The sequence below is a fragment of the Ruminococcus sp. AM26-12LB genome, assembly GCF_003480785.1.
Taxonomy (GTDB): Bacteria; Bacillota; Clostridia; order Lachnospirales; family Lachnospiraceae; genus Blautia_A; species Blautia_A fusiformis.
This window is the reverse complement of sequence record NZ_QUJX01000009.1, coordinates 79,653-103,039: the sequence shown is the minus strand read 5'-3', so window position 1 is coordinate 103,039 and position 23,387 is coordinate 79,653. Positions and strand designations below refer to the sequence as shown.

Below are 23,387 nucleotides of genomic sequence, written 5' to 3'. Positions count from 1 at the left end.
TCATGAGTGAAAATACAAAAATTTCAATTGACAATATGAATCTCCATTACGGAAGCTTTCATGCCCTGAAGGGAATCAATATGGAGATCCCGGAAAAGGAGATCACAGCATTTATCGGACCAAGCGGCTGCGGTAAATCCACACTTCTGAAATCCTTAAACCGTATGAATGACCTTGTGGAAGGCTGTACCATCACAGGAAAGGTAGAGCTTGACGGGGAAGATATTTACGGAGATATGGACGTGAATCTTCTGCGTAAACGTGTGGGAATGGTATTCCAGAAGCCCAATCCGTTCCCGATGAGCATTTATGATAATATTGCATACGGTCCGAGAACACACGGTATCCGTTCCAAGGCAAAGCTGGATGAGATCGTGGAAAAATCTCTCCGTGATGCGGCAATCTGGGATGAGGTCAAGGACCGCCTGAAAAAAAGTGCTCTTGGAATGTCAGGCGGACAGCAGCAGCGTCTCTGTATTGCCCGTGCCCTGGCAGTACAGCCGGAGGTACTTCTTATGGATGAGCCTACATCTGCCCTGGACCCGATCTCCACTTCCAAGATCGAGGATCTGGCAGTAGAGCTTAAAAAGGATTACACCATTGTCATGGTCACACATAACATGCAGCAGGCAACCCGTATCTCCGACAAGACAGCATTTTTCCTTCTTGGTGAGGTTGTGGAATTTGCGGATACAGACAAGCTGTTCTCCATGCCGGCGGATAAGCGTACAGAGGATTATATTACAGGAAGGTTTGGTTGATATTATGTCAGAACGTTTTGTAAGACAGCTGGAAGAGCTTCACGTGGAACTGATCACCATGGGAAGTCTCTGCGAAAAAGCAATTTCACTTTCTGCCAAAGCTATTCAGGGTGAAGGCGGGATGACTCTCATTGGCAAGATCTTTGAGACGGAAAAAGAGATCGATGCACAGGAAAAAGAGATTGAAAATCTCTGCATGAAGCTTCTTCTTCATGAGCATCCGGTAGCCGGAGATCTGCGATCCATTTCCGCAGCGCTGAAGATGATCTCCGATATGGAACGCATCGGTGATCAGGCAGCAGATATTGCGGATCTTTCCAAGCATATCGAGGACAAAGCAGTTACCGGAGATATCATTAATATCCGGAAGATGGCAGAGGATACTGTCCGGATGGTTACAGAAAGCATCGATGCCTTTGTAAAGGGTGATCTTGAGCTTTGCAGAAAGGTTATTGACGATGATGATAAGGTGGACGATGCCTTCAATGATATTAAGGAAAAGCTGGCCGAGGTTCTGAATAACGGAAAACCGGATGCAAGCATCGGTCTGGATATCCTTATGGCTGCAAAATATTTCGAGCGTATCGGTGATCACGCTGTGAACATTGCAGAGTGGGTGGAATATTCCATCACAGGAAACCACAGAAGCGGTTCCAGTCATACAGATAACTATTTTGTTGAGGAATAGAAATAAGTAAGAGCAGATTGCAAAGAGTTGCATTATTGTAAAAAAGTGCTGTGGTATTGAAAGGATATCACAGCACTTTTTATAATGTGATGAAATTTACAAGGATTTAACTTTTTTCAGATGATTGTTTTTACATTGCTTTTGTAAAATGCTATATAGATTTCGGAGAAAGGAAAGGGCTGAGCTTTGAGTAAAAAAATATTTAAGTATATCATGCTGGTTTCATCACTGATCACAGTACTGGGACTGGCATTTGTCGTGGGGATCCTTTATCACTATTTTCAGGGACAGCTGATGGGGGAGCTGAAGAAAGAAGCCGTGTATATTTCCAGAGGTGTGGAAAGTGCCGGGACAGATTATCTGAAGAAGCTGAATGATGAGGGTTCCAGGATCACTTATGTGGATGAAAGTGGAAAAGTTATCTACGACAATGAGGCAAATGTGGAAAGCATGGATAATCACGGACATCGCAAGGAGATCCGTGAAGCAGAGATCAACGGAGAAGGTGCGGATGAAAGAATGTCATCCACGCTTTCCGAAAAAACAATGTATTATGCAGTACGCCTTGAAAATGGCAATGTGCTGAGAGTTTCCAGTAACCAGGCTTCTGTATGGATGCTGCTCCTGCAGCTGCTTCCGCCTTTTGCTGCAGTTCTGATACTTATGCTGCTCCTGTCCGGCGTATTTGCATCCAGGCTTTCCGGGAAGGTTGTGGAACCTCTTAATGGGCTTGATCTGGAGCATCCGGATGAGAATGATGCCTATGATGAGGTACAGCCGCTTCTCAGCAAGATCAGCAGACAGAGCCGGCAGATCCGTCTGCAGCTTGAGGCAGCCAGAAGACAGCAGAAAGAATTTTCTATTATCACGGAGAACATGCAGGAGGGACTTCTTGTGATCGACCGTTATACCATGGTACTTTCTGTCAACTCCAGTGTGGGAAAGCTTCTTAAGGTAAAGGAGATCAAAACAGGAGAAAGTGTATATCTTCTGAACCGCTCGGAGGAGTTTCGAGGTGTCGTTGGGCAGGTCCTTGAAGGAAAGCATGAGAACAAGATCCTTCGTTTGGATGGCAATGAGATTCAGGTGATCGCCAATCCTGTCACAAGAGAAAATAAGACAGAGGGTGCGGTGATCCTTTTGGTGGATGTGACCGAAAAAGTAGAACGGGAACAGCTGCGAAGAGAATTTTCCGCAAATGTTTCTCATGAGCTGAAAACGCCGCTGACTTCCATTTCCGGATTTGCTGAGATCATGCAGGACGGATTTGTGAAGGATGAGGATGTGAAGGTTTTTGCAGGACGCATCTATAAGGAAGCGCAGAGACTGATCCGTCTGGTTGGGGATGTGATCCGGATCTCCCGTCTGGATGAGGGCGGATTGCCGTATCAGTGGGAAAAACTGGATCTTTACAGTCTGACTCATGATATTTTTTCTACCTTACATGAAGCTGCCGAAAAGCAGGAAGTGCATATGTATATGGAAGGCGGAAGTACAGTGCTGGATACAGTGCCGACGATCATGGAAGAGGTTCTCTATAATGTCTGCGATAATGCTGTCAAATATAACCACCGGGGTGGAGAGATCTTTGTGAGACTGAAGGATGGCGAGGATGCAGTTCGCGTGAATGTGCGGGATACAGGGATCGGTATTCCGAAGGAAGATCAGGAACGCATTTTTGAACGCTTTTATCGGGTGGACAAAAGCCATTCCAAGGAAATCGGCGGAACCGGCCTTGGCCTTTCCATTGTGAAGCACGGGGTAAAAACTCTGAACGGCAGGCTGTGGCTTAACAGTGAACCGGGACAGGGAACCGAGATCATTATGGAATTTCCGAAACATCATATGGAAAAGGAAGCAGCAGAGTGAACATAGGTCGTGCAGCGATGATGTTCATAGGCATGCAGCAGAGTGGAAGATGAAAGGCCGTTCTGTTGTATGTATCTGCTGCTTTTTATATCATAGTATATTGCTGGTTGGAGGTTGATGGTTTGACAGACCGGAAGGGTTATGCTATCTTATGTAATAATAATCAGAGTAAGCAACAGGAAAGCGGATGATAACGGTCCGCTTTCTGTATTATAATTGGTTCGGGATAATTCCGGACGACTATACTGAGGGGAATAAAAATATGATACAGGCAATTGTTTTACTGGTGTTCCTGATCTTTCTGAATTCTGTTTTCGCAGGTGCGGAAATGGCGGTTCTGTCCATGAATGAAGCGAAGATGAAGGAGCTGTCGGAAGAGGGAGATCACCGGGCGCAGATTTTGATAAAGCTTACAGAACAGCCGGCACATTTTATGACAGCGATCCGTGTAACGGTAACTACGGCAGGATTTCTGCAGAGCGCTTTTGCGGCAGAATATTTTGCACAGCCGATGACAGAGGCACTGATAAAGACAGGGATAGATGTACCACAGAATGTTCTGAAGATCGTATGCATGATCATTGTGACCATACTGCTTTCCTATGTAAGTCTTCTGTTCGGAGAACTGGTGCCAAGACGTCTGGGAATGAAAAATCCGGATGAGCTGTCTCTGCGTCTGGCAGGACTTCTTAAGATCGCGATGATCGCAGTCTGGCCGGCTACTGCACTTCTGACAGTAACTGCCAATGGTGTGCTGTATCTGATGGGGATCAAACCGGAAGAAAAAGAGGAGCAGGCCACAGAGGAAGAGATCCGTATGCTGCTTACAGAGGGAAATGAACAGGGCAGCATCCAGCAGGAAGAAAGCGAGATGATCCAGAATGTTTTTGACCTGGATGATACTGCGGCAGATGAGATCTGTACACACAGAAGAGATGTGGTTGTCCTCTATATGGAAGACTCCGATGAGGAATGGGAACGGATCATCAGAGAGAACCGTCACACCTTTTATCCGGTATGCGGGGAAGACCAAGATGATATTATCCATATTCTGGACACCAGAGATTATTTCCGCCTGGATGACAGATCCAGAGAAGCTGTTCTGCAGCATGCCTGTTATTCACCTTTTTTTGTACCGGAATCCATGCGTGCCAACCTGATCTTCCGGGAAATGAGGGAAAAACGGGATTATTTTGCAGTAGTGCTGGATGAATACGGCTGCTTTGTGGGAATTGTCACTCTGCATGATCTTGTGGAGACGCTGGTGGGAGATATTGACGACAGGACAGATCTGCCGAAGCCGGATGATATTGAGAAGACAGGAGAACATATCTGGAAAATACAGGGAGGAGCGATCCTGGATGATGTGGCAGAGGTCATAAATGTGGAGCTTCCTGTAGAAAAATATGATACTTTCAGCGGCTTTGTCTGCGGAGTTCTGGAACGTGTACCGGAGGACGGAGAACAGTTCCGATGCAGCTGGAAAAACCTGGATATTGTGGTAAATCAGGTCAGAAACCATACCGTTGTGGAGGGAATCGTTCATGTTCAGCCAGAGAAAAAAGTGCAGGAACAGAAAGAAGAGATCTGACAAAACCTTGTTCAGCCAGGTCATGGGACAGTTATCGGGAGAAAGATCTCCGGGGATTTATGGACATTTTCGAACATGTTGTTGCTTGAAAGTATGTTATTTTTATGACATAATAAGGAAATAACCCGAGGAAAGCTTGTGATGGGGGAGAAAAAATGCCAGGTTTTACAAGACAGATCATACTGCATACACTGACGGAACTTATGAACGAAAAACCATTGTCCAAGATCACGGTAAAGGACATCGTGGAACGCTGTGGAGTAAACAGGAATACATTTTACTACCATTTCAGGGATATTCCGGATGCAGTGGAAGCAATGGTAAAGGAAGAGCTGAATGACATTCTGAAGGATCAGAAAGTACCGGAATCAGTCAGCGACTGTATGGAAATCCTTGTCAACGCAGTTCAGAAGAACAAAAAAGCCATGATACATCTGTACCGCTCGATCCAGAGGGATGTATTTGCCGATTATCTGGATCATGCCGCAGAGCGTGTGGTGGAGGAGCTGATCAACAGGGCGGTCGGAGACTTTGAAATGGATCAGGAAGATAGGCATCTTATAAGCCGGTATTATAAATGCGTATTTGTGGGAGTGATCCTGGACTGGCTGCGGCATGATATGGATTATGATATCCTGTCAGATATGCATAAGCTGGAGTATATTTACGAGAAGAGCCTTGAGAGTCAGTACAAAAATCTGAAAGAAAAGCTATGATTTCAACTAAATGAAGATTAAAAATATCCATTTAGCTGTAGAACAGGAATGTCCTCGAATTTTATTAAGGTATAGAAACGGTTAATTTTGAGCTGGTGTCTGAAATTTAGGCACTGGCTCTTTTTTGTCTGTTTTTTTAAACGACACAGGGATGTATAATTCAGTACAATAAATGAGAAAAAATTATCAAGGAGGGAACGTATGGATGACCTGAAACAGCTGAAGCTTGTAAAAAACATCTACATCGTCATGTCATTACTGTTCTGTGTGCTGGGTATTTTTCTGATGGCAAGGCCCAAAAGCTCTGTAAAAATGCTGTGCGTGCTCATGGGAATCATGCTGATTCTGTACGGAGCTATTAAGATCAGTGGATATTTCACGAGAGATGCTTTCTGTCTGGCATTTCAGTTTGATCTGGCTTTCGGGATCCTGCTGATGGCAGTGGGAGTGATCCTGATAGCCAGAAAAAATTTCGCAGTGGATCTTATTTTTTCCGTGTTCGGAATCCTGATCCTGGCAGATGCCCTGTTTAAGATCCAGATGTCTGTAGATGCGAAGAGATTCGGTCTGGCGTTGTGGTGGCAGATCCTGCTGATCGCACTGGTCACCGGAGTGATCGGAGTTCTGGTTTTTATCAGACCATTTGAAGCAGCAGCTATGATGATGGTGTTGGTAGGATTTTCCATTTTACTGGAAGGGATCCTCAATCTATGGGTCGGGATCCTGACGATCAAGATCATCAAGAGTCGGCTTTAAACATAAACATAAAAATAACCAATCACTTTAGATAATAACATAGGAGGAAATAGAGTATGGGAATCGTAGACAAAGCAAAACAGGCAGCGATCGCAGCTACCGTAACAAAAGCACTGGATTATCTTGAGAAGGATCCGGAGACAAACATACCGAAGATCATGGAAATGGTTGATAAAGTAACACCGGATGGCTGGTATGCAGGACAGAGAAATGCGATCCGTCACTCCATCGAGGCAAAGGACAACTGGTATCAGCTGATCCTTCGTATGTATCAGCTGGATGCCGGCGTACGCCAGACATTTTTCCGCAACTTTATTGTAAATGCCAGTCTTAAGGGAAGTGCAACGCAGGAAAAGGTATCAGAAGAGAATGACTGCAATGTACCGTGGGCAATTCTTCTTGATCCTACCAGCGCATGTAACCTTCATTGCACAGGATGCTGGGCAGCAGAGTATGGACACAAGCTGAACCTGGATCTTGAGACCATCGATTCTATCGTAAAACAGGGTAAAGAACTGGGAACCTATATGTACATCTACACAGGCGGTGAGCCACTGGTCCGCAAAAAGGATCTCATTAAGATCTGTGAGATGAATCCGGACTGCGAGTTCCTTTCCTTCACAAACGGAACTCTTATTGACGAAGAATTCTGTCAGGAAATGCTCCGTGTGAAAAACTTCGTTCCGGCTATCAGCCTTGAGGGAACAGAGGCAACTACAGACGGACGTCGTGGTGATGGTGTATATCAGAAGGTTATGCACGCCATGGAGCTTCTGAAGAGCCACGGCCTTCCGTTCGGTGTTTCCACATGCTACACATCCGCAAACGTAGATGCAGTAAGCAGTGAGGAGTATTTTGATCATCTGATCGAGTGCGGAGCTTATTTTGCATGGTTCTTCCACTATATGCCGGTTGGAAATGATGCAGCAGCAGATCTCCTCCCCACACCGGAGCAGAGAATCAAAATGTACGACAGCGTCCGCAGATTCCGTGCCACAAAATCTCTCTTCACTATGGACTTCCAGAACGATGCAGAGTATGTAGGCGGATGTATCGCAGGTGGCCGTCGTTACCTCCATATCAATGCAAACGGAGACGTGGATCCTTGCGTATTCATTCATTTCTCCAATGCGAACATTAAAGAATGTACACTCCTTGAGGCGCTGAAGAGCCCGATCTTTATGGAGTATCACAAAGGTCAGCCGTTCAACAAAAACATGCTTCGTCCATGTCCGATGCTTGAAAATCCTGAGCTTCTCCGCAAGATGGTTGAGCGTGCAGGAGCGAAATCTACAGATCTTCAGTCTCCGGAAACAGCGGAGCATCTCTGTGCAAAATGTGATCACTATGCAGAGGTATGGAAGAAACAGGCCGATGAGCTCTGGAGTGAGAGCCAGGCAAAAAAAGCTGCAAAAAAATCAACAACTTGTTAATTAACACTTGATATAGATGTTGGGATACTGTATAATGAACCCGTTTTTCAGGAGTCTGAAATAACAGTTCAGATAAGAGTGTCGAAACAGAAGAGACACGATACGTGTACTGACAGATAACAGGGCGGTTATATTCAGCAGTGGGTATAACTGCCTTCTTTTTTATGTTATCGTCAGGACATAGGGAAAGAAAGGATGGATTCATTATGGAAAAACAGGAGAAAAACACAGCCAGCCCTTATGAGCTGGACGGACGCCCACCTCTTAAGGTGGCAATTCCCCTTGGACTGCAGCACGTGCTTGCCATGTTTGTGGGTAATCTTACCCCGCTTCTGATCATCACAGCTGCCTGCGGGATCGAAGCAGGAGGGGATCTTCAGGTTGCATTACTTCAGAATGCAATGCTGATCGCAGGAATTGTTACACTTGTACAGGTCTTTACGATCGGACCGGTCGGTGGCAAGCTTCCTATCGTTATGGGAACAAGTTCAGGCTTCATCGGCGTATGTCAGAGCGTTGCCGGAGTCATGGGAAATGGTATCGTTGCCTATGGTTCAATCATGGCAGCCTGCTTTATCGGCGGTCTTTTTGAGACTGTTCTGGGAAGCTTTCTGAAGCCCTTGAGAAAATTTTTCCCATCTGTTGTAACAGGTACGGTTGTACTTTCAATCGGTCTTTCACTGATCGGTGTGGGAATCAGCTCTTTCGGTGGCGGAAGCTCCGCAAAGGATTACGGTTCTCTTGAAAACCTTTTCGTAGGCTTTGTAGTTCTGATCGTGATCATTGTACTGAAGCATGGAACAAAAGGCTTCACAAGCTTTTCTTCAATCCTCATCGGTATTATCGTGGGATACATTCTGGTAAGTATCATGGCTATGGTACTTCCTACAACATTTACATATGTAGATGACACAGGTGCTACTGTGGAGGCTACAAAGGCCTGGGTTCTCAACTGGGACAAGGTTGCTCAGGCAAAATGGTTTGCGGTACCGGCACTGATGCCTGTAAAATGGGTGTTTGACGCACGTGCGATCGTGCCGATCCTGATCATGTTTATTGTAACTGCAGTTGAAACAGTTGGTGATATTTCCGGAATCACAGAGGGTGGTCTTGGAAGAGAGGCTACAGACAAAGAGCTTTCCGGTGGTGTTATGTGTGACGGACTTGGATCTTCCTTCGCAGCACTGTTCGGTGTGCTTCCGAACACATCCTTCAGCCAGAACGTTGGTCTGGTTGCAATGAATAAGGTTGTAAACCGTTTCTGTATCGCTACAGGAGGAATCTTCCTGATCGCATGCGGACTGTTCCCGAAGCTTGCTGCACTGATCTCCATCATGCCGCAGAGTGTTCTTGGCGGCGCTGCTGTTATGATGTTCTCATCTATTGTTGTCAGCGGTATCCAGTTAATTACCAAGTGGCCGATCGGACCGAGAAATGTTACGATCGTTTCCGTAGCACTTGGTCTTGGTTATGGACTTGGCTCCAATACAGCGATCCTGGTGCATCTGCCACAGGCGATCAGCCTGATCTTCGGCGGTTCCGGTATTGTTCCGGCAGCGGTATTTGCGATTATTCTTAATATTGTTCTTCCGAAGGATGAGAAGAGTGAGATTGAGAGAGCTGAGGAGATGCTGGAGAAAGTTAAGAATAAATAAGTGTAAGAATAAAAAGAGTTTTTTCTTTTTTAAGGCTGTTGGACCTTATTGGTCTGACGGCCTTTTTTTTATATGTTTTTATTTTTTGTTTTTGGGATAAAGGTTCGGCTTTTTGGAAGGCGGTAATTTGCGAGAAGGGGAAGCACTCGTAGTTGCGAAGGCCGTCTCCCCTTCTCGCGCTCTTCCCCTCCTGGCCACGCCGCTGTTCTGCGTTGTGGTGGGCGTGAATGTTCTGACAGGGTGCAGGATTCGGGGGTGTTGAGGAGGGGAGGCTGTGCCGCTCTGTTGGGAGGTAAAATGTCGAAATAATCTTCTTGTGATTTCGCCCATATTGTGCTAGACTGAAATTATATTCATCAAATAGGATTGAAATAATTTATTTGTAAAGGATAAGAAAGATAATAGAAATTCAGCTTGGATTGTAGTAATATGATATATATCTATTGAAAGCAGGTGATTTTATGCGTACACCTATGGATGAAGCAACATTTTTAGAATTTTATAAAAATACTCTTCTTTGTGGATCTAATAATTTTCAGCGTTTTATATGCAAAAAGCTCGAATTGGATAATAAAATCACATTTGAAGAACAGAGAAAATTGAGTGATAGTGACGAGACACTGTTTTTTGAATCAAAAAAGGATTTTAAGGGAATTATTACAAAGACAGCGACATCAAGAGCGTTTTCAAGTTTCTATGAAGAAATGGAGTATAAAAAGTTATATAAATATTCAGTTCCATTTTTTTATGAAACAGGGGAAAGAACAATAGAGGATATATTAAAAGAAAAACAGATTTCTATATTTGACGGTAAAACATACGAACCGGATTTAGTCATTGATAGAGTATTAAGTGAAGCAATTCCCAGAGCTTTCAGGGAGGACAAAAAATATTTCATAAAATTTGTCTTACAAAAAGCGTATTTACATTCGGAGACATTTGAGCAGATAAATTACAGATATCCGGTGGTGATTTATATTGATCCATTGATAAATGTATTAGAAATACGATATGATTCAATGAGATATAGTTACAATGAACAGGTTGACAAGGATGCATATTCTAAAATTGTGATGTACTGTGTAGAATGGATAAAAGATACGTTGGGTCTTAAACTGTTTGCTTGTGAACATACAGAAACTATTCGGATTATTAATAATATTCAGAATACAGAAGTACGAATGTATAAACAAATGATGGAAATGAAATCAGGCGGTTCTGCTGAATTAACAGCTGCTGAAAATGGTGATTATGTATTACCATTTATTGGAGAAATCAGGGAACTGATTGATGAAAATGAAGACCTGTTTAGTGAAGCGGATGAAGTAAAACAACTTTTATTGCAATATCTCAATGAAAAAGAAGCAACTGCAAGCTATCCATACATATATGTAAAATGGGTAAAACCAGTAGAAACACAGAGCTATATTGTAAAAATTACTTTTGATTATTTCAACAATAGATACACATTATTACAGCATATTACGGGAAGTTGTAAAGATTTAGGAATGGGGCGAATGAATGATGCAATTGAATATCTTTCAGTCAGTGGTTCCTTTGTTAAAGGAGAAGAAATTTAATATCGATTTTGACGCATTCTTAAACTATATGGGTCAGTATCATTCCAATGAATGGATTTATCCGGATGCAGTTCATAGAGAGCTTGGAATTGCAATTAAGGAAATTTATGGTATTTTGGAAGTATGTGTTGATAAAGGGCTGGTTGAACAATATTTACAGATTTATTGCCCAGTATGTCAGAGATTTACTGGAAACATTTTCAAAACAGTATTAGAGATCCCAGAGTTTGTTAACTGTGTACATTGTGATTCTGAGATTGAAAATCCGCTTCAGCATGCGATAATTATTTATAAGGTATTGTAATTGGATTTAGAAGAGAAAAGATTCAGAGATGCAGAAAACTTATTAAATCAGTCGGGGTACACACTGGCTGAGTTTCTAAGAGATTCTAGCCGTTATAAATCTACTTTATTAATGCTGCCAGATGATGAGCTCAGGGCATATCAAAAATTATATGCTGATATTGCAACAGGAGGATTATCCAAAGGGGAAAAAGGTAAAAAGCTTGAAGAATTATCAACGATACTGTTTCAAAAAAGTGCAGGTTCTTTATTAGATGTATATAGAAATTGCAGAACAAGTACGAATGAAATTGATTTGCTGATACGTTGGACTGAGAGAGCGAGATTATCAGGGATTCAAGCCGCTTTTCCATGTTTTGGTGACTCATTTTTATGTGAATGTAAGAATTATGATGGACCAGTAAATGTAACATATGTAGGTAAATTTAGTTCACTAATGTCTGCTGCTAATACAAATTTTGGAATTATGATCTCATGGGAGGGAATAACAGGAAGAAATAAATGGAGCGATTCACAAGGCTTAATTAAAAAAATTGCTTTGCGTGAAAAGCGGTATATTATAGTTCTGGATAAAGATGATTTGGAAAAAATATATAAAAAAGAAGAAAGTGTATTTTCTGTTATTTATGATAAATCACAAAGTAATTTTTGACTATCTTTTTAAAAGTTCTTATATGCCGGTATAGCCTATTGTTACAGGCTTTTCCGGCATTTTTCGTTATGGAAGATATTCTCAAATCTTCTTATATCCCCGTATGTTTTGGTGTTCAAAAGTAGTATGTGGAGTAGTAAATTCTCCGTTTACTACTTATGCAATCAGCCGCTTCATTTCTGTTATCGACGTTTCGGAAGTCGTATGCGCGTAATAGTTCAGTGTCATGTTGATATTAGAATGTCCCATAATGTACTGTAATGCCTTTGGGTTCATTCCTGCATTTGCTAACGTGGTGCAGAATGTGTGGCGTAAGGTATGCGGTGTCATTACCTTTGGCAATGCTACCTTTTGCGTTTTGTTGTATTTCCTTACAAGCCCCCGAAACATACTTTCATAGTTGACTGCCACTTTTGGCAAGCCGTTCCGGTTAAGGAACAGAAACTTTGTGTAGCCCTCCAAAATAACAGGCTGTGCATATTTCCGTTTGTTCAGCACCCGTTGAAATGCTTCCAACACTTTTTCACTCATAGGAATAACCCGGTTGCCGCTTTTCGTCTTAGGCGTTTCCACATAGTAGCCCACGTCTGCAATCTTCAAAAGTTGGTGGTCTACATTGATAAGCTGTTTGTCTAAGTCAATGTCAGCTTCCGTCAGTCCGCAGAGTTCCGAAATGCGAAGTCCTGTCCCTAACAGTATGATAATCTCGTCGTAGTATTTCTGATAGACTTTATCATGCTGCACAAAGGACAGAAAAGCCGCTTCCTGCGTAGGGGATAGAGGTTCCTTTGGTTCCGTATCATCTTCAAGGACTGTGTTCAACTGGAAGTCAAACGGATTTTTACGAATACAATCGTCCTGTATAGCTGTGTAAAAAGCAGCCTTTAAGGAACGCTTGTGGTTATTGATAGTTTTGAAGCCGTAACCTTTTTCTTTCATGCGTAACGCCCATTCCTTTGCGTCGGAGAGCTTCACATTTTCAATCCGGCAGGCTCCAAGTTTATCCTCCTGCAAAATCCGCATGAGCTGTTTTCGCCCCTGCTTTGTACCATGCCGCACATTTGCCCGGTGGCGTATCTGCTTTGCGTAGAGTTGGCAGACCGTCATTTTCTTTCCGATATGGTCGATACCGTCGTCAAGGTCTTTTTGGATTTCTTTCTCTTTTTCCCTCAACGCTATATCGTCGCGTTTTCCTGCCGGGGTTTTGTCCGTAGGTACTAACTTCCAAGAATACACAAACTGCGGTTTTCCAAAGGTATCTATATATTTGTAGGCATATCTCCCGTCTTTTCTCTGGCTCTCTCCGGTGCGGAGAATACGATTTTTATTATCCCGTCTTTTTTCCGACATCGTTATGCTCCTTTCCATAATGGAAAGAGCCTTGATATGCTTGACTACATTGTACCACATTCAAGGCTCGATTTCACTATCAGATTGCGTCCACCATATCAATCATTTTTTCAAACTGCTTACGCTTAATCTGAATACGGTTTCCGTTCATCATTACCCAGTCCGGGACGGGATTTTCTTCTGCCAGTTTCCGCAGCTTGCTTTCTCCGATACGGAAATATTTTGCTGCTTCTTCTATGGTAAGCGTGTACTTTTCCCAAATCGGCACGTCGTTATTGTTCAATTTGTCGTCCCCCTTTCTTAATGGGTCAAAAGTCAATTTGTAACATAGGCTTTAATCGGACGGCTATTAGCGTAACCTCATGGGACTTGCACCCCTCCGGCGGTCTGCCGAAGCCCTACCCATTGCCTGCGACGCTTCTAACGCTCGGACTATGGCTGTAAGGAAGTATCATTATGTATTCTGTGCGTTATCGCCCGCAAGTTGCTACACTTGCTTTGCAGCGGTGGTGTTGTTCGCTCGCTTTTCCCGTAGGAGAAAGGTCATGGCGCACCCGCCGTATGGCTCGGCACAAAAGGAACGTATCCGATTTGCCTTATGCTGCGCCGCCGTTTTCTTGCGCCGCTTTCTTTGTCAAGGTTCAAAATGGCTGTGCTGCCGCATTAGCAGCGGAACGGAAAAGGGGGAGTAAAGACGTTCCACTGCCGATTGCGGTTATTTCTCTGTTCTAAAATTGAGGACAGCCATCATCAGTTTGGCTTGCAGCCGTTCCCGAATGTCGTTGTCTATACCAAAATAAACATTTCCACGCTCGTCATATAACTTTCGCATGGATAAACGGGCTATGTAACCGCTGAAATGCTGCAAGACCATTTTCATAGCGTCCGGGTCGCCCTTTGTCGCTGCCACAATGACAGGATAAGGAACAAGGGCATTTTCCGGGTAGCCGGGTTGATTACCATTCGTCCCATTCATCAGCATTTTCCTCCAAATATTTTCTTAATTGTTCAAAAGAGCTTGTCCGTCTGTACTGTATTGTGCTTCTCGGTGTATTGAGCAACTCTGCAATTTCTGTATCGCTCATTCCCTCGAAATAATACAGCAATATGGCTTTGCGCTTTTCTTCCGGCAAAGTACGGATTGCTTCAAGAAGCAGCTTCGGCGTGATTTTCTTTCCGGCTTTTTCAAAGACGGTTTCAGCAGTTTCCCGTTTGAAATATTCATCAAAGGTATGTAGCTGTCGCGCTTCATCTAAGGTCATGTCGGAAAAGGTTACTTCCTTTGCCTTATGTGTACGAAGCTCTCTATGAGCGTCGCACGCTTCATTGTGCAATACCGCATTGCAATACTTCTGAAAAGAACATTGCTTATAAAACTCCCTGCTATTAGGTTCCACATTCTCACCTCCTTTCTTGTTGAAAGTTGGTGGTGCTTCCCCCTTTTCGCGGGGTAATACGGAGCCTTGAAAAAATGCCAAATATTTTCGGAAATTTTTTCAAAAATTTTTTTAAGCATACAAAATGCGCCCGTCCGCAAAAAAACGCGGACAGGCGCATAGGAACAATAAAAAGTATTTAGATGATTTAATAGTTCATATCTAAGGGTAGGAATATCCCCGGTGGCGGTCGGGCTTTTTTTGATAAATCAAAGAATGTAAGAATTTGTTGATGTGGTTTATAACTCATGGCGGCTACCTCCTAAAGCCGCCATGTCTACATGGTTAAGGGTCGTCGTACAGACAAAAAGAAACGGCGGCTCTGAAAATCAAAGCCGCCGAAATAGAATAGGCGCGTGAAAATATGGCTGCTCTGCGACGGCTTTTTTTCTTTGCCGTCGTCCGGCAGATGTTGGTTGTATCATTACTTATTTTTGATTGTTTTTTTAGATGTTAAAATCAAGACAGAAAACAATCCACAAAAGAACAAACTCATAAGGCTAATAATGATTTCTCCAAAGGTGGCAGAATAATAGCCGGAAATATTGAATGTAGCAGTAATAGGATAGCAAGCCGAAAGAACATCGGATATACTTGTGAATAATCCTGCAAAAGAATAAATTACTGTAAAAATCAAAGCAAGCCAATAGCCTTTCTTTATTCTTGATACAACCGCAATAACAGGTGCAATAGCAAAGAAAATTCCAATGCCGTCAAGTAAATAGATTTTGAAAAAACTTAAAATCATTTTGATAGACAAGCCCCTAAAATGCAAAATAACTTCAACTAAAAATGTAATGCCGAAAAGCAGCAAATAAAAGAGTACGCTAAATGCAAAAGTAATAAGTAATTTTGCAATCGTCATTTTAGCTTCACTTATAGGAATTAAACGTAATGATTTAATAGTATCTTCTTGTTCCTCACGACAAATCATATAGCTCCCAAAAAGTGCAATAACCGCAGGAAGAACAAAAAAAGTTGCTAAAGACTGTGCTGCGTTCATAAACCACCCTGCGTCATCTATATAGCGTTTTTCCCCAAAAGAAAACTGCCCTTGAGTAAAAACAATAATTGCAACCATAATAACTGCGAATATGGCGACCAACACAATTTTTGAACGTCGGAGTTTTTGATGTTCTGCCCAAATCAATTCTTTCATCATTCAATCACTCACTTTCTATGCTTTAAGGAAATGTACGCAAATACGATAGAAACAATAGTCCATATACCGATACAAAAAAGTGCAGCCGGAATATTGACTTCCTGTGCCAAAATAACACCGGGAATATCTCGCATGATAATTGCTGTTGCACTGGATAGAGGGTGTAGGTACATATTAACCATAAGCAAAATAAAGCTAAGAAAGGTGTAAACCAGTGTCACACATACAGGAAGTATATAGTTCTTCCCGGCAGCTGCAACCGCTAAAAGTGGTAATATGGAAAATGCGGTAAGTATGGCGATTTCAATACATTTCTTAAATAGATAACTGATACTATTCCATTCAAAGGTTATATAACCGGGAAGCATACCGAAAAATACAGACGCTATGGCTGTAAGCAACATAAAACAAACGGAATAAGACAGTACAACAATAAATTTGCTAAAAAAATATCCTGTCTTGCTAATCGGTATAATCCACAACTGTTTGAGCATATCGTTTTGATTTTCGTCATACATGAGCATAGTAGAAACCAAACCTAATACAACAGGAAGTATAATCCAAGCTGTATAGCTGAATGTAGTCCACTTATAAAATTGTAATGATTCAATAACTGTTTTATCAGCACTTCTGAAATAAAAGACTGCAAGAAGTGGCATGAAAAGAGCGGATAACAGCATTAACACAATAAATTTTTTTCGACGCAGTTTAAGAAACTCTGCCTGTATCAGCCTAAGCAATTCCTTCTCCTCCTGTGATTTTTTTGAAATAGTCCTCTAATGTATCATTGCATAGCTGAGAACTGATAACAGCTATATCCTGTACCACAAGAGCTTTATTGACAGCAGCCATATCCAACGAAGTGTCATAAATCCGCAGGGTGTGTTCGTCCTGTACGGAATATTCGGTAACCCCAAACTGCCTTTCCAAAACAAGAGAAGTTTTCGGTATATCAGAAACTTGCAGAAGTATATACTTACTGTTTTTCTTTTGCAGCTCATTCATGCTGTTTTCTTCCAGTAGTACACCATGGTCAATAATGCCGATGTCATCAGCCAGTAGTGCAATTTCGGACAGAATATGACTGGAAATAAGAATTGTTTTTCCACGCTCGATACTTAAAGTCTTAATAAAGTCCCTTACTTCTGCAATGCCTATCGGGTCAAGACCGTTTGTAGGTTCATCTAAGATTAGCAGTTCCGGGTCATGTAAAATAGCATTTGCTATTCCAAGACGCTGCTTCATTCCAAGAGAATACTTGCTAAACAATTTTTTATCCCGATAAGGCAGACCGACAATCTCCAAGGCGTTTTTTACTGCATTTGGCGCAGCAGTACCGCGCAGTTTTGCAAATATCTCCAAGTTTTCCGTACCTGTTAAATTCGGATAAAAGCCGGGTGTTTCAATAATAGCACCAATCCGGGGATATACTCTTTTTTCCCTCCCTTTGATATTTTGACCGAATACGTCTACTTCGCCGGAAGTAATATCGGTCAACCCCAAAATCATTTTCATAATTGTGGTTTTACCCGCCCCATTACGCCCCAACAGCCCATATATCTGTCCTTGTTTCACATGGATATTAACAGAATTGACTACCGTTTGCTCTCCATAAGTTTTTGTCAGTTGTTTTGTTTCAATTACATATTTATTCATCATATATCCTCACTTTCAATAGGTCTGTTTCCGCAATGCAAGTACGGAAACAATGGCTGAAATACTTCCAATTACCAAAAGAGAAATTAAACAGATATTCGGAGATATAGTTATTTCTATTCCTCCCGCCCATTTCTTAACCATTTCTGCTGCGTCAGATGAAATATAGGGATAAATTCCCATAACACTCGCCAGTGGGTGCAGTCCCATAATCCCCGACGGAATAAGCACGACAGGCACAAGATAAAGTAATGCAGCCCCAATCGGTAGAACATATCCCTTTGCCAATGTTGCTAAAAAAATAACGGGGAGCATTGCAAGTGGAACTAACACGCCACCGGCTAAAAATAATAATCCCGCCTGTAAAATTGTTTCCGTATTCAAATCTGTAAAGCCGCCTGCAAGAAAGCCGCCAAGAATACAGATTGCAAAAGTAAGCAGACATAGTGCTAATGACATAAAAATTACCACTGCTATCTTTGAAAAATAAAGTTGCGTTTTGGAAATCGGAATAATCAGAAGTCCTTTTAAGGTATCATTTTTCTGTTCATCAAAGAACAATGTGGTTGCAAACATACTCAACACAATAGGCAGAAACAAACTTGTAAGGTTCTTAAATGCCAATGTGTATAAATCACTAAAACTATTCATTAGTGAGCTACTTCTTGATATACTGAAAGCACGTTCAACTGCGAATATTCCTAAAATTGCAGTTAGAATAAAGATACCTAAGACTGTCTTATTGCGTTTCCATTTCAGCATTTCAGTAGAAATGATAGTCATTGTCTTTTCCTCCTTTCTACCTCCCATTATATAGTATCAACCTTGCCATAACCTTGCCGAAACCTTGCTTTTTTCTTGTTTTATAACAGGAAAGCCCCGCATTATTTACAGGGCTTTGGGAAGCAATATAGTAAATACAGTCCCTTTATCAGAGCTGTTTTCAGCGGTAATGGTTCCTTTGTGAACACTGATAAGCTCTTTCGCAATCGCCAGTCCTAAACCATTTCCCTTTGCAGACCGCGACTGGTCGCACTGGTACATTCTTTCAAAAATATGTGGCAGCTTGTCGGGAGCTATTCCTTTTCCATTATCTGAAATTATAATTTTAGCTTGTTGTATATCTTCACAAATATGCAGTGCCATTTTATCTCCCGCACTATGGATAATAATATTTTGAAAAAGATTGTTAAGTACGCGGGTATATGCGTTTACATCTATGCGAATAAAATACTCTGTTTCGGGTATGACAAACTCATATTCAAAATGATTGCTTTCTAAGACGGGAATCCAATCCGCTATAATGTTGCGGGATAACTCGTTAAGGTCAAATTTTTCAAAATGAAAAATCTGCTCTCCGGAATCCAGTTTTACCCATTCAAACAAATTTTCTACAAAGGATTTCATATAGTGGGCTTTTTCATGTGCGACATGGATATATTCGTCCTTTTCCTCTCCAATAACAATTTTGTTTTCAACCGCTTCCAGATAACCTACAAGAGAAGCAAGCGGGGTCTTTACATCATGTGAAAGACTTGTCATCAGCCGTTTATATGCCTGTTCAGATTGTCTTTGCCGTATAAGCTGCGCCTGACTGTTTACTGCTATTTTGTTAATGTCATAGCAAATTGTTTTTGTCATATCGTTTTCGCCTGCTAAAATACGTCGGTTCAAATTCCCGCCCTTTATATCCTCTAAGGCGTCTTTTATCAGCGCAAGCTGTGTCCGCACACGCCGTAAGACAAAAAGGAGATACATAATAATAAGCAGCATAAGGGCTATCACTATGAAAAGATAAACATTTATATCCATGTTACGCCTCCTTGTTAAAACGGTAGCCGACACCCCGGACAGTTAAAATGTAAAAGGGGTGGTCGGGGTCTGGCTCAATCTTTTTCCTTAATTTGCTAATAAAAGACATAATATTGCTATCATCAAAAGCGTATTCTTCCTCCCATACCTGTGAATAAATTTGTTTTTTGGTAAATACTCGTCCTTTGTTGGAAGCAAGAAAGAGAAGTAAATCAAATTCTTTTCCTGTAAGCAAAACGGGAATATCTTTGACCGTAACTGTACGATTTAATTTGTCAATTACCATATCTTTCAACGATATGCTGTCTATGTCTGCCGTAAAGGGGTTTAAGGTGGTATATCGCCGGATAAGGGAATTGACACGCGCCAAAAGCTCGTTAATACCAAATGGCTTTGTCAAGTAGTCGTCTGCTCCCAGTCGCAGACCGAAAACCTTATCTTCTTCGCTGCTTTTTGCAGTAAGCATAAGCACCGGGATATTGCTTTTATCTCTAATTTTTTGGAGAATCTGAAACCCGTCTATATCCGGCAGCATTACGTCCAAAATAATAAGGGAATAGCTATCTTTATTTTCATCAATTAGACGAACCCCCTCAATACCGTTATATACAGTTACGGCTGATAATTTTTCCTGCTCTATACACTTTTTCATAAGAGCGCAAAGCTCTTTATCATCATCTATAATCAAAACTTTATTCATGGTGCAGCTCCTTTCCTTGTTTTGTTCTCCCATCAATCGGTTTTTCTGCGTCTTTTGGTATCAACCACATATACCCAAGCTTTGAAACACCCGGTATGCGGTTATCTCTGCAAAGTATCTGTACACGTCGTTCAGAAATCCCCCATTTCTTCGCTGCTTCGGGGCAAGACATATATTCCATAACACTAAAGTCCTTTCTACAAATCATATCAGTATAATTATAGTCGGATACACGAACAATAGCAAGTATACAGATATGAATTATTATGGCTAATTAGCGGAACTGTATAGACATATCCAAGAAGAAAGGGGAACAGTAAAATGTAACTGGGTGAATAAATATGGCAAAAAGACCAGTAGAAAAATATGACTTCAAAGCATTTGGAGAAGCAATAAAAGCTGCGCGGACGGGACGCAAGGAAAGCCGTAAACAGGTAAGTGATGAAATGTATATTTCCCCTCGCTACCTTGCGAATATTGAAAATAAAGGACAACACCCCAGTCTGCAAATCTTTTTTGAGCTTATGCTCCGTTACAATATATCCGTAGACCAGTTTCTTTTAGATACGCCCGCCGGAAAAGATACAAAGCGGCGGCAGCTCGACGCTCTCCTTGATGATATGAGCGATAACGGCATACGGATTGTAACAGCAACCGCAAAGGAAATTTCAGAAGTCGAAAAAGAGGACAATAAAAACGTCCGGCAAAATTGAATATGGATTTTCGGAAGCGTTGTAATCTTTTTTGAGATTACAGCGTTTTTCTTTTGTATAAGTTCGGCAAAATGGCTTTTTCTTCGTAGAGGGAAATAAGGGCATAAAAGATAAAAACTTTCTTAGCAAGCATAGGAAAAGAGTACCCTTTTCCGTATTTTCGCCCTCTTGCCCTGCGGTGCGTCGGTTGAAAATTGCTTGTTGGGAAGTGTCCCAAACCCTCAAAGCGGAAAGGAGCGATTGCATGAACGGACGCAAAAGAAAAGTACAAATCAAATTCTATGTAACAGAGGAAGAACGGGCGTTGATTGAGCAGAAAATGAAGCTCGTTCCTACCCAAAACATGGCGGCGTATCTTCGCAAGATTGCCATTGACGGCTATATCATTCAGACAGACCATAGCGATATAAAAGCCATGACAGCGGAGATACAGAAAATCGGGGTCAACATCAATCAGATTGCAAAGCGCGTCAATGCGACAGGCAGCGTCTACCAAGAGGACATAGAGGAAATAAAGGGGGTGCTTGCGGAGATATGGCGGTTACAAAGATTAAGCCTATTAAAAGCACGTTGAGCAAAGCCCTTGATTATATCCAAAACCCGGATAAGACAGACGGGAAAACACTTGTGTCCTCTTTTGGGTGCAGCTATGAAACGGCAGATATTGAGTTTGAATATACTTTGTCGCAGGCTCGGCAGAAAGGGAACAACTTAGCCTTTCATCTGATACAATCGTTTGAACCGGGAGAGGTGGACTGTGAGAAAGCCCATGCAATCGGAAAGCAGCTTGCCGACGCAGTAACAAAGGGACAGCACGAATACGTCCTAACTACCCACATAGACAAGGGGCATATCCATAACCACATCATTTTTTGCGCGGTCAACTTTGTTGACTACCATAAGTACAATTCCAATAAGCGCAGTTACTACGGCATACGGAACATGAGCGATAAGCTGTGCAGGGAAAACGGGCTGTCCGTTGTCATTCCGGGTAAAGGCAGTAAGGGAAAAAGCTATGCAGAATATCAAGCGGAAAAGACGGGAACAAGTTGGAAAGGCAAGCTAAAAATTGCCGTTGATACACTTATCCCCCAAGTAGCAAGTTTTGAAGAATTATTGCAGCGGTTACAGGCGGCGGGCTATGAGATAAAGCCGGGAAAATATATCTCCTGCCGCGCTCCCGGACAGGAACGCTTTACCCGCTTAAAAACCCTCGGTGCAGATTATACAGAGGAAGCAATCAAAGAACGGATTGCAGGCAAGCGCACAAAGGCAGCGAAAGCTCCCAAAGAGCAGCGCGGCGTATCGCTGCTTATCGACATTGAAAGTAGTATCAAGGCACAAGAGAGCCGGGGCTATGAACAGTGGGCGAAAATCCATAATCTGAAACTGGCTGCAAAGACTATGAATTTCTTGACGGAACATAAGATTGAGCAGTATGCAGATTTAGTCAGTCGGATTGAGGACGTAAATGCGGAAAATGAAAAGACAGCAGACGCATTAAAGGGTGTGGAGAAGCGTCTTGCGGATATGGCGGTGCTGATGAAGCACGTTACCACCTACCAAAAAACAAAAAACGTCTATGAAGCATACCGCAGGGCAAAGGATAAGGACACATACCGGGCAAAGCAGGAAAGCAGTCTGATACTCCATGAAGCGGCGGCAAAGGCATTGAAAGCGGCGGGTGTTACCAAGCTCCCCAATCTTGCCGCCATGCAGGAAGAATACGGGAAGCTCCAAGCGCAGAAAGAAGCCCTTTACACTGATTATGGCAAGTTGAAAAAACAGGTCAAGGAATACGACGTTATCAAACAGAACATAGACAGTATTTTAAGACTGGAAAAAGAACCGGAACGGGGCAGGGAAACCGAACGCTTACAGTAGAAATATCTATAAAAGCGTGGTAGGATAAAGGTATTCCAATATAGACAGGAGCGTGAAAACATGGCAGACCAAACGATACCCGATTATGAAACCATACGCGCCGCCGTTACCGGAGAAACATGGGCGGTGGAAAAGGTGCTTATGTGCTACAAGGACGAAATCGACAGGCAGGCAACTGTAAAGAAACGTCAACCGGACGGAACATTCAAACTGGAAATTGATGAAGATATGCGCCAGTATATCACAATGAAGCTGATAGAAGCCCTCCCCCAATTTCCCCTTGAAGAAATGGAAAGAGAGGAAAAAAGAAATCGGGACAAAAAATCATAAAAAGGTAGACGGGAAGCTGCTGCGGACAGATAAGCAGTTTCGACATTTGAAACAACGGCAAAAAGAAACTATCAGTACATGGCTTTATGAAGAATACCGCCGCCTTTGGATAGAAAAGGGACAGGAGCCGCATAAACGCAACAACCGGGAAATCGTTGCCGCTGTTATGGAACGGATAGAAGCTGCGGGGATATGGCTGCCGGAACAGGAAGTAACAAAATATTTTTACCGCAGGAAAACCCATTACCGGAACCGGATAGAAAAAGAATTACAGCCGAAGCCGGAAATGCAGGATAAAGACAGTCAGACACAAAAAGAACAGGGCGCAGGAAGCCAGTAA

General features: G+C 42.3%; 27 protein-coding genes. 16 read left to right on the top strand and 11 right to left on the bottom strand.

The window, feature by feature from the left end; all coding sequences use genetic code 11:
• Window positions 1–2 precede the first annotated feature (2 nt).
• The 11 genes from pstB to DW694_RS08370 all read left to right on the top strand — a co-directional run bounded on the left by pstB (window position 3) and on the right by DW694_RS08370 (window position 12,004).
• The gene (pstB, locus tag DW694_RS08420; RefSeq protein WP_015526284.1) at window positions 3–761 is read left to right on the top strand and encodes a phosphate ABC transporter ATP-binding protein PstB; all 759 of its coding nucleotides are present in this window, start codon (window positions 3–5) and stop codon (window positions 759–761) included.
• A 4-nt stretch (window positions 762–765) separates the two neighbouring features.
• The gene (phoU, locus tag DW694_RS08415) at window positions 766–1,449 is read left to right on the top strand and encodes a phosphate signaling complex protein PhoU (protein ID WP_022427023.1); all 684 of its coding nucleotides are present in this window, start codon (window positions 766–768) and stop codon (window positions 1,447–1,449) included.
• 186 nt (window positions 1,450–1,635) lie between these two features.
• Window positions 1,636–3,318, top strand: coding sequence for an ATP-binding protein (locus tag DW694_RS08410; protein ID WP_330611330.1), 1,683 nt, complete (start codon window positions 1,636–1,638; stop codon window positions 3,316–3,318).
• 262 nt (window positions 3,319–3,580) lie between these two features.
• Window positions 3,581–4,909: a hemolysin family protein gene (locus DW694_RS08405; protein ID WP_243269280.1), complete on the top strand. Its 1,329-nt coding sequence runs from the start codon at window positions 3,581–3,583 to the stop codon at window positions 4,907–4,909.
• A 155-nt stretch (window positions 4,910–5,064) separates the two neighbouring features.
• Entirely contained in the window at window positions 5,065–5,625 is a 561-nt protein-coding gene (locus tag DW694_RS08400) for a TetR/AcrR family transcriptional regulator C-terminal domain-containing protein (protein WP_015526280.1), read from the top strand.
• 201 nt (window positions 5,626–5,826) lie between these two features.
• On the top strand, window positions 5,827–6,381 hold the full coding sequence (locus DW694_RS08395; protein ID WP_015526279.1) for a DUF308 domain-containing protein: 555 nt from the start codon (window positions 5,827–5,829) through the stop codon (window positions 6,379–6,381).
• A 56-nt stretch (window positions 6,382–6,437) separates the two neighbouring features.
• Entirely contained in the window at window positions 6,438–7,814 is a 1,377-nt protein-coding gene (locus DW694_RS08390; RefSeq protein ID WP_021652466.1) for a radical SAM protein, read from the top strand.
• A 206-nt stretch (window positions 7,815–8,020) separates the two neighbouring features.
• On the top strand, window positions 8,021–9,469 hold the full coding sequence (locus DW694_RS08385; protein ID WP_118752848.1) for a solute carrier family 23 protein: 1,449 nt from the start codon (window positions 8,021–8,023) through the stop codon (window positions 9,467–9,469).
• Between the two features lie 461 nt (window positions 9,470–9,930).
• Window positions 9,931–11,049 carry a hypothetical protein gene (locus DW694_RS08380; protein WP_270426800.1) on the top strand — a complete coding sequence of 373 codons (1,119 nt, stop codon included), beginning with the start codon at window positions 9,931–9,933 and terminating at the stop codon, window positions 11,047–11,049.
• On the top strand, window positions 11,018–11,353 hold the full coding sequence (locus DW694_RS08375) for a hypothetical protein (protein ID WP_286186919.1): 336 nt from the start codon (window positions 11,018–11,020) through the stop codon (window positions 11,351–11,353). Before DW694_RS08380 ends, DW694_RS08375 begins: the two co-directional genes overlap by 32 nt.
• The gene (locus DW694_RS08370; RefSeq protein WP_118752846.1) at window positions 11,354–12,004 is read left to right on the top strand and encodes a restriction endonuclease; all 651 of its coding nucleotides are present in this window, start codon (window positions 11,354–11,356) and stop codon (window positions 12,002–12,004) included.
• 156 nt (window positions 12,005–12,160) lie between these two features.
• On the opposite strand, the gene DW694_RS08365 is transcribed toward DW694_RS08370, so the two are convergent.
• The 11 genes from DW694_RS08365 to DW694_RS17195 form a co-directional block, all read right to left on the bottom strand.
• On the bottom strand, window positions 12,161–13,354 hold the full coding sequence (locus DW694_RS08365; RefSeq protein ID WP_021361572.1) for a site-specific integrase: 1,194 nt from the start codon (window positions 13,352–13,354) through the stop codon (window positions 12,161–12,163).
• A 79-nt stretch (window positions 13,355–13,433) separates the two neighbouring features.
• Window positions 13,434–13,637, bottom strand: coding sequence for an excisionase (locus DW694_RS08360; RefSeq protein ID WP_118142516.1), 204 nt, complete (start codon window positions 13,635–13,637; stop codon window positions 13,434–13,436).
• Window positions 13,638–14,069: 432 nt separating this feature from the next.
• The gene (locus tag DW694_RS08355; RefSeq protein ID WP_005933821.1) at window positions 14,070–14,330 is read right to left on the bottom strand and encodes a helix-turn-helix domain-containing protein; all 261 of its coding nucleotides are present in this window, start codon (window positions 14,328–14,330) and stop codon (window positions 14,070–14,072) included.
• Window positions 14,311–14,751: a sigma-70 family RNA polymerase sigma factor gene (locus DW694_RS08350; protein WP_021421424.1), complete on the bottom strand. Its 441-nt coding sequence runs from the start codon at window positions 14,749–14,751 to the stop codon at window positions 14,311–14,313. Before DW694_RS08350 ends, DW694_RS08355 begins: the two co-directional genes overlap by 20 nt.
• A gap of 463 nt (window positions 14,752–15,214) precedes the next feature.
• The gene (locus DW694_RS08345; RefSeq protein WP_181984787.1) at window positions 15,215–15,949 is read right to left on the bottom strand and encodes an ABC transporter permease; all 735 of its coding nucleotides are present in this window, start codon (window positions 15,947–15,949) and stop codon (window positions 15,215–15,217) included.
• An 11-nt stretch (window positions 15,950–15,960) separates the two neighbouring features.
• Window positions 15,961–16,692: an ABC transporter permease gene (locus DW694_RS08340; RefSeq protein WP_118752845.1), complete on the bottom strand. Its 732-nt coding sequence runs from the start codon at window positions 16,690–16,692 to the stop codon at window positions 15,961–15,963.
• Window positions 16,685–17,608 carry an ABC transporter ATP-binding protein gene (locus DW694_RS08335; RefSeq protein ID WP_021421427.1) on the bottom strand — a complete coding sequence of 308 codons (924 nt, stop codon included), beginning with the start codon at window positions 17,606–17,608 and terminating at the stop codon, window positions 16,685–16,687. Before DW694_RS08335 ends, DW694_RS08340 begins: the two co-directional genes overlap by 8 nt.
• 15 nt (window positions 17,609–17,623) lie before the next feature.
• Window positions 17,624–18,391 (bottom strand): ABC transporter permease, encoded by a 768-nt coding sequence (locus DW694_RS08330; RefSeq protein ID WP_021421428.1) that lies wholly within the window; start codon window positions 18,389–18,391, stop codon window positions 17,624–17,626.
• 105 nt (window positions 18,392–18,496) lie between these two features.
• Window positions 18,497–19,420: a HAMP domain-containing sensor histidine kinase gene (locus DW694_RS08325; protein WP_021421429.1), complete on the bottom strand. Its 924-nt coding sequence runs from the start codon at window positions 19,418–19,420 to the stop codon at window positions 18,497–18,499.
• A gap of 1 nt (window position 19,421) precedes the next feature.
• Window positions 19,422–20,120: a response regulator transcription factor gene (locus DW694_RS08320; protein WP_118142519.1), complete on the bottom strand. Its 699-nt coding sequence runs from the start codon at window positions 20,118–20,120 to the stop codon at window positions 19,422–19,424.
• Window positions 20,113–20,301: a helix-turn-helix domain-containing protein gene (locus tag DW694_RS17195; protein ID WP_021421430.1), complete on the bottom strand. Its 189-nt coding sequence runs from the start codon at window positions 20,299–20,301 to the stop codon at window positions 20,113–20,115. The genes DW694_RS08320 and DW694_RS17195 overlap by 8 nt, the downstream gene beginning before the upstream one ends.
• Before the next feature lie 160 nt (window positions 20,302–20,461).
• On the opposite strand from DW694_RS17195, the gene DW694_RS08310 reads away from it, so the two are divergent.
• The 5 genes from DW694_RS08310 (at window position 20,462) to DW694_RS08290 (ending at window position 23,387) form a co-directional block, all read left to right on the top strand.
• The gene (locus DW694_RS08310) at window positions 20,462–20,833 is read left to right on the top strand and encodes a helix-turn-helix domain-containing protein (RefSeq protein ID WP_032509130.1); all 372 of its coding nucleotides are present in this window, start codon (window positions 20,462–20,464) and stop codon (window positions 20,831–20,833) included.
• A gap of 244 nt (window positions 20,834–21,077) precedes the next feature.
• Window positions 21,078–21,407, top strand: a complete 330-nt coding sequence (mobC, locus tag DW694_RS08305; RefSeq protein WP_025578758.1) for a plasmid mobilization relaxosome protein MobC — start codon at window positions 21,078–21,080, stop codon at window positions 21,405–21,407.
• A complete protein-coding gene (locus tag DW694_RS08300; protein ID WP_118752844.1) occupies window positions 21,368–22,717 on the top strand; it encodes a relaxase/mobilization nuclease domain-containing protein in 1,350 nt (449 codons plus the stop codon). The genes mobC and DW694_RS08300 overlap by 40 nt, the downstream gene beginning before the upstream one ends.
• A gap of 60 nt (window positions 22,718–22,777) precedes the next feature.
• Window positions 22,778–23,047, top strand: coding sequence for a helix-turn-helix domain-containing protein (locus DW694_RS08295; protein ID WP_107630390.1), 270 nt, complete (start codon window positions 22,778–22,780; stop codon window positions 23,045–23,047).
• A gap of 46 nt (window positions 23,048–23,093) precedes the next feature.
• Entirely contained in the window at window positions 23,094–23,387 is a 294-nt protein-coding gene (locus DW694_RS08290; RefSeq protein WP_021423282.1) for a hypothetical protein, read from the top strand.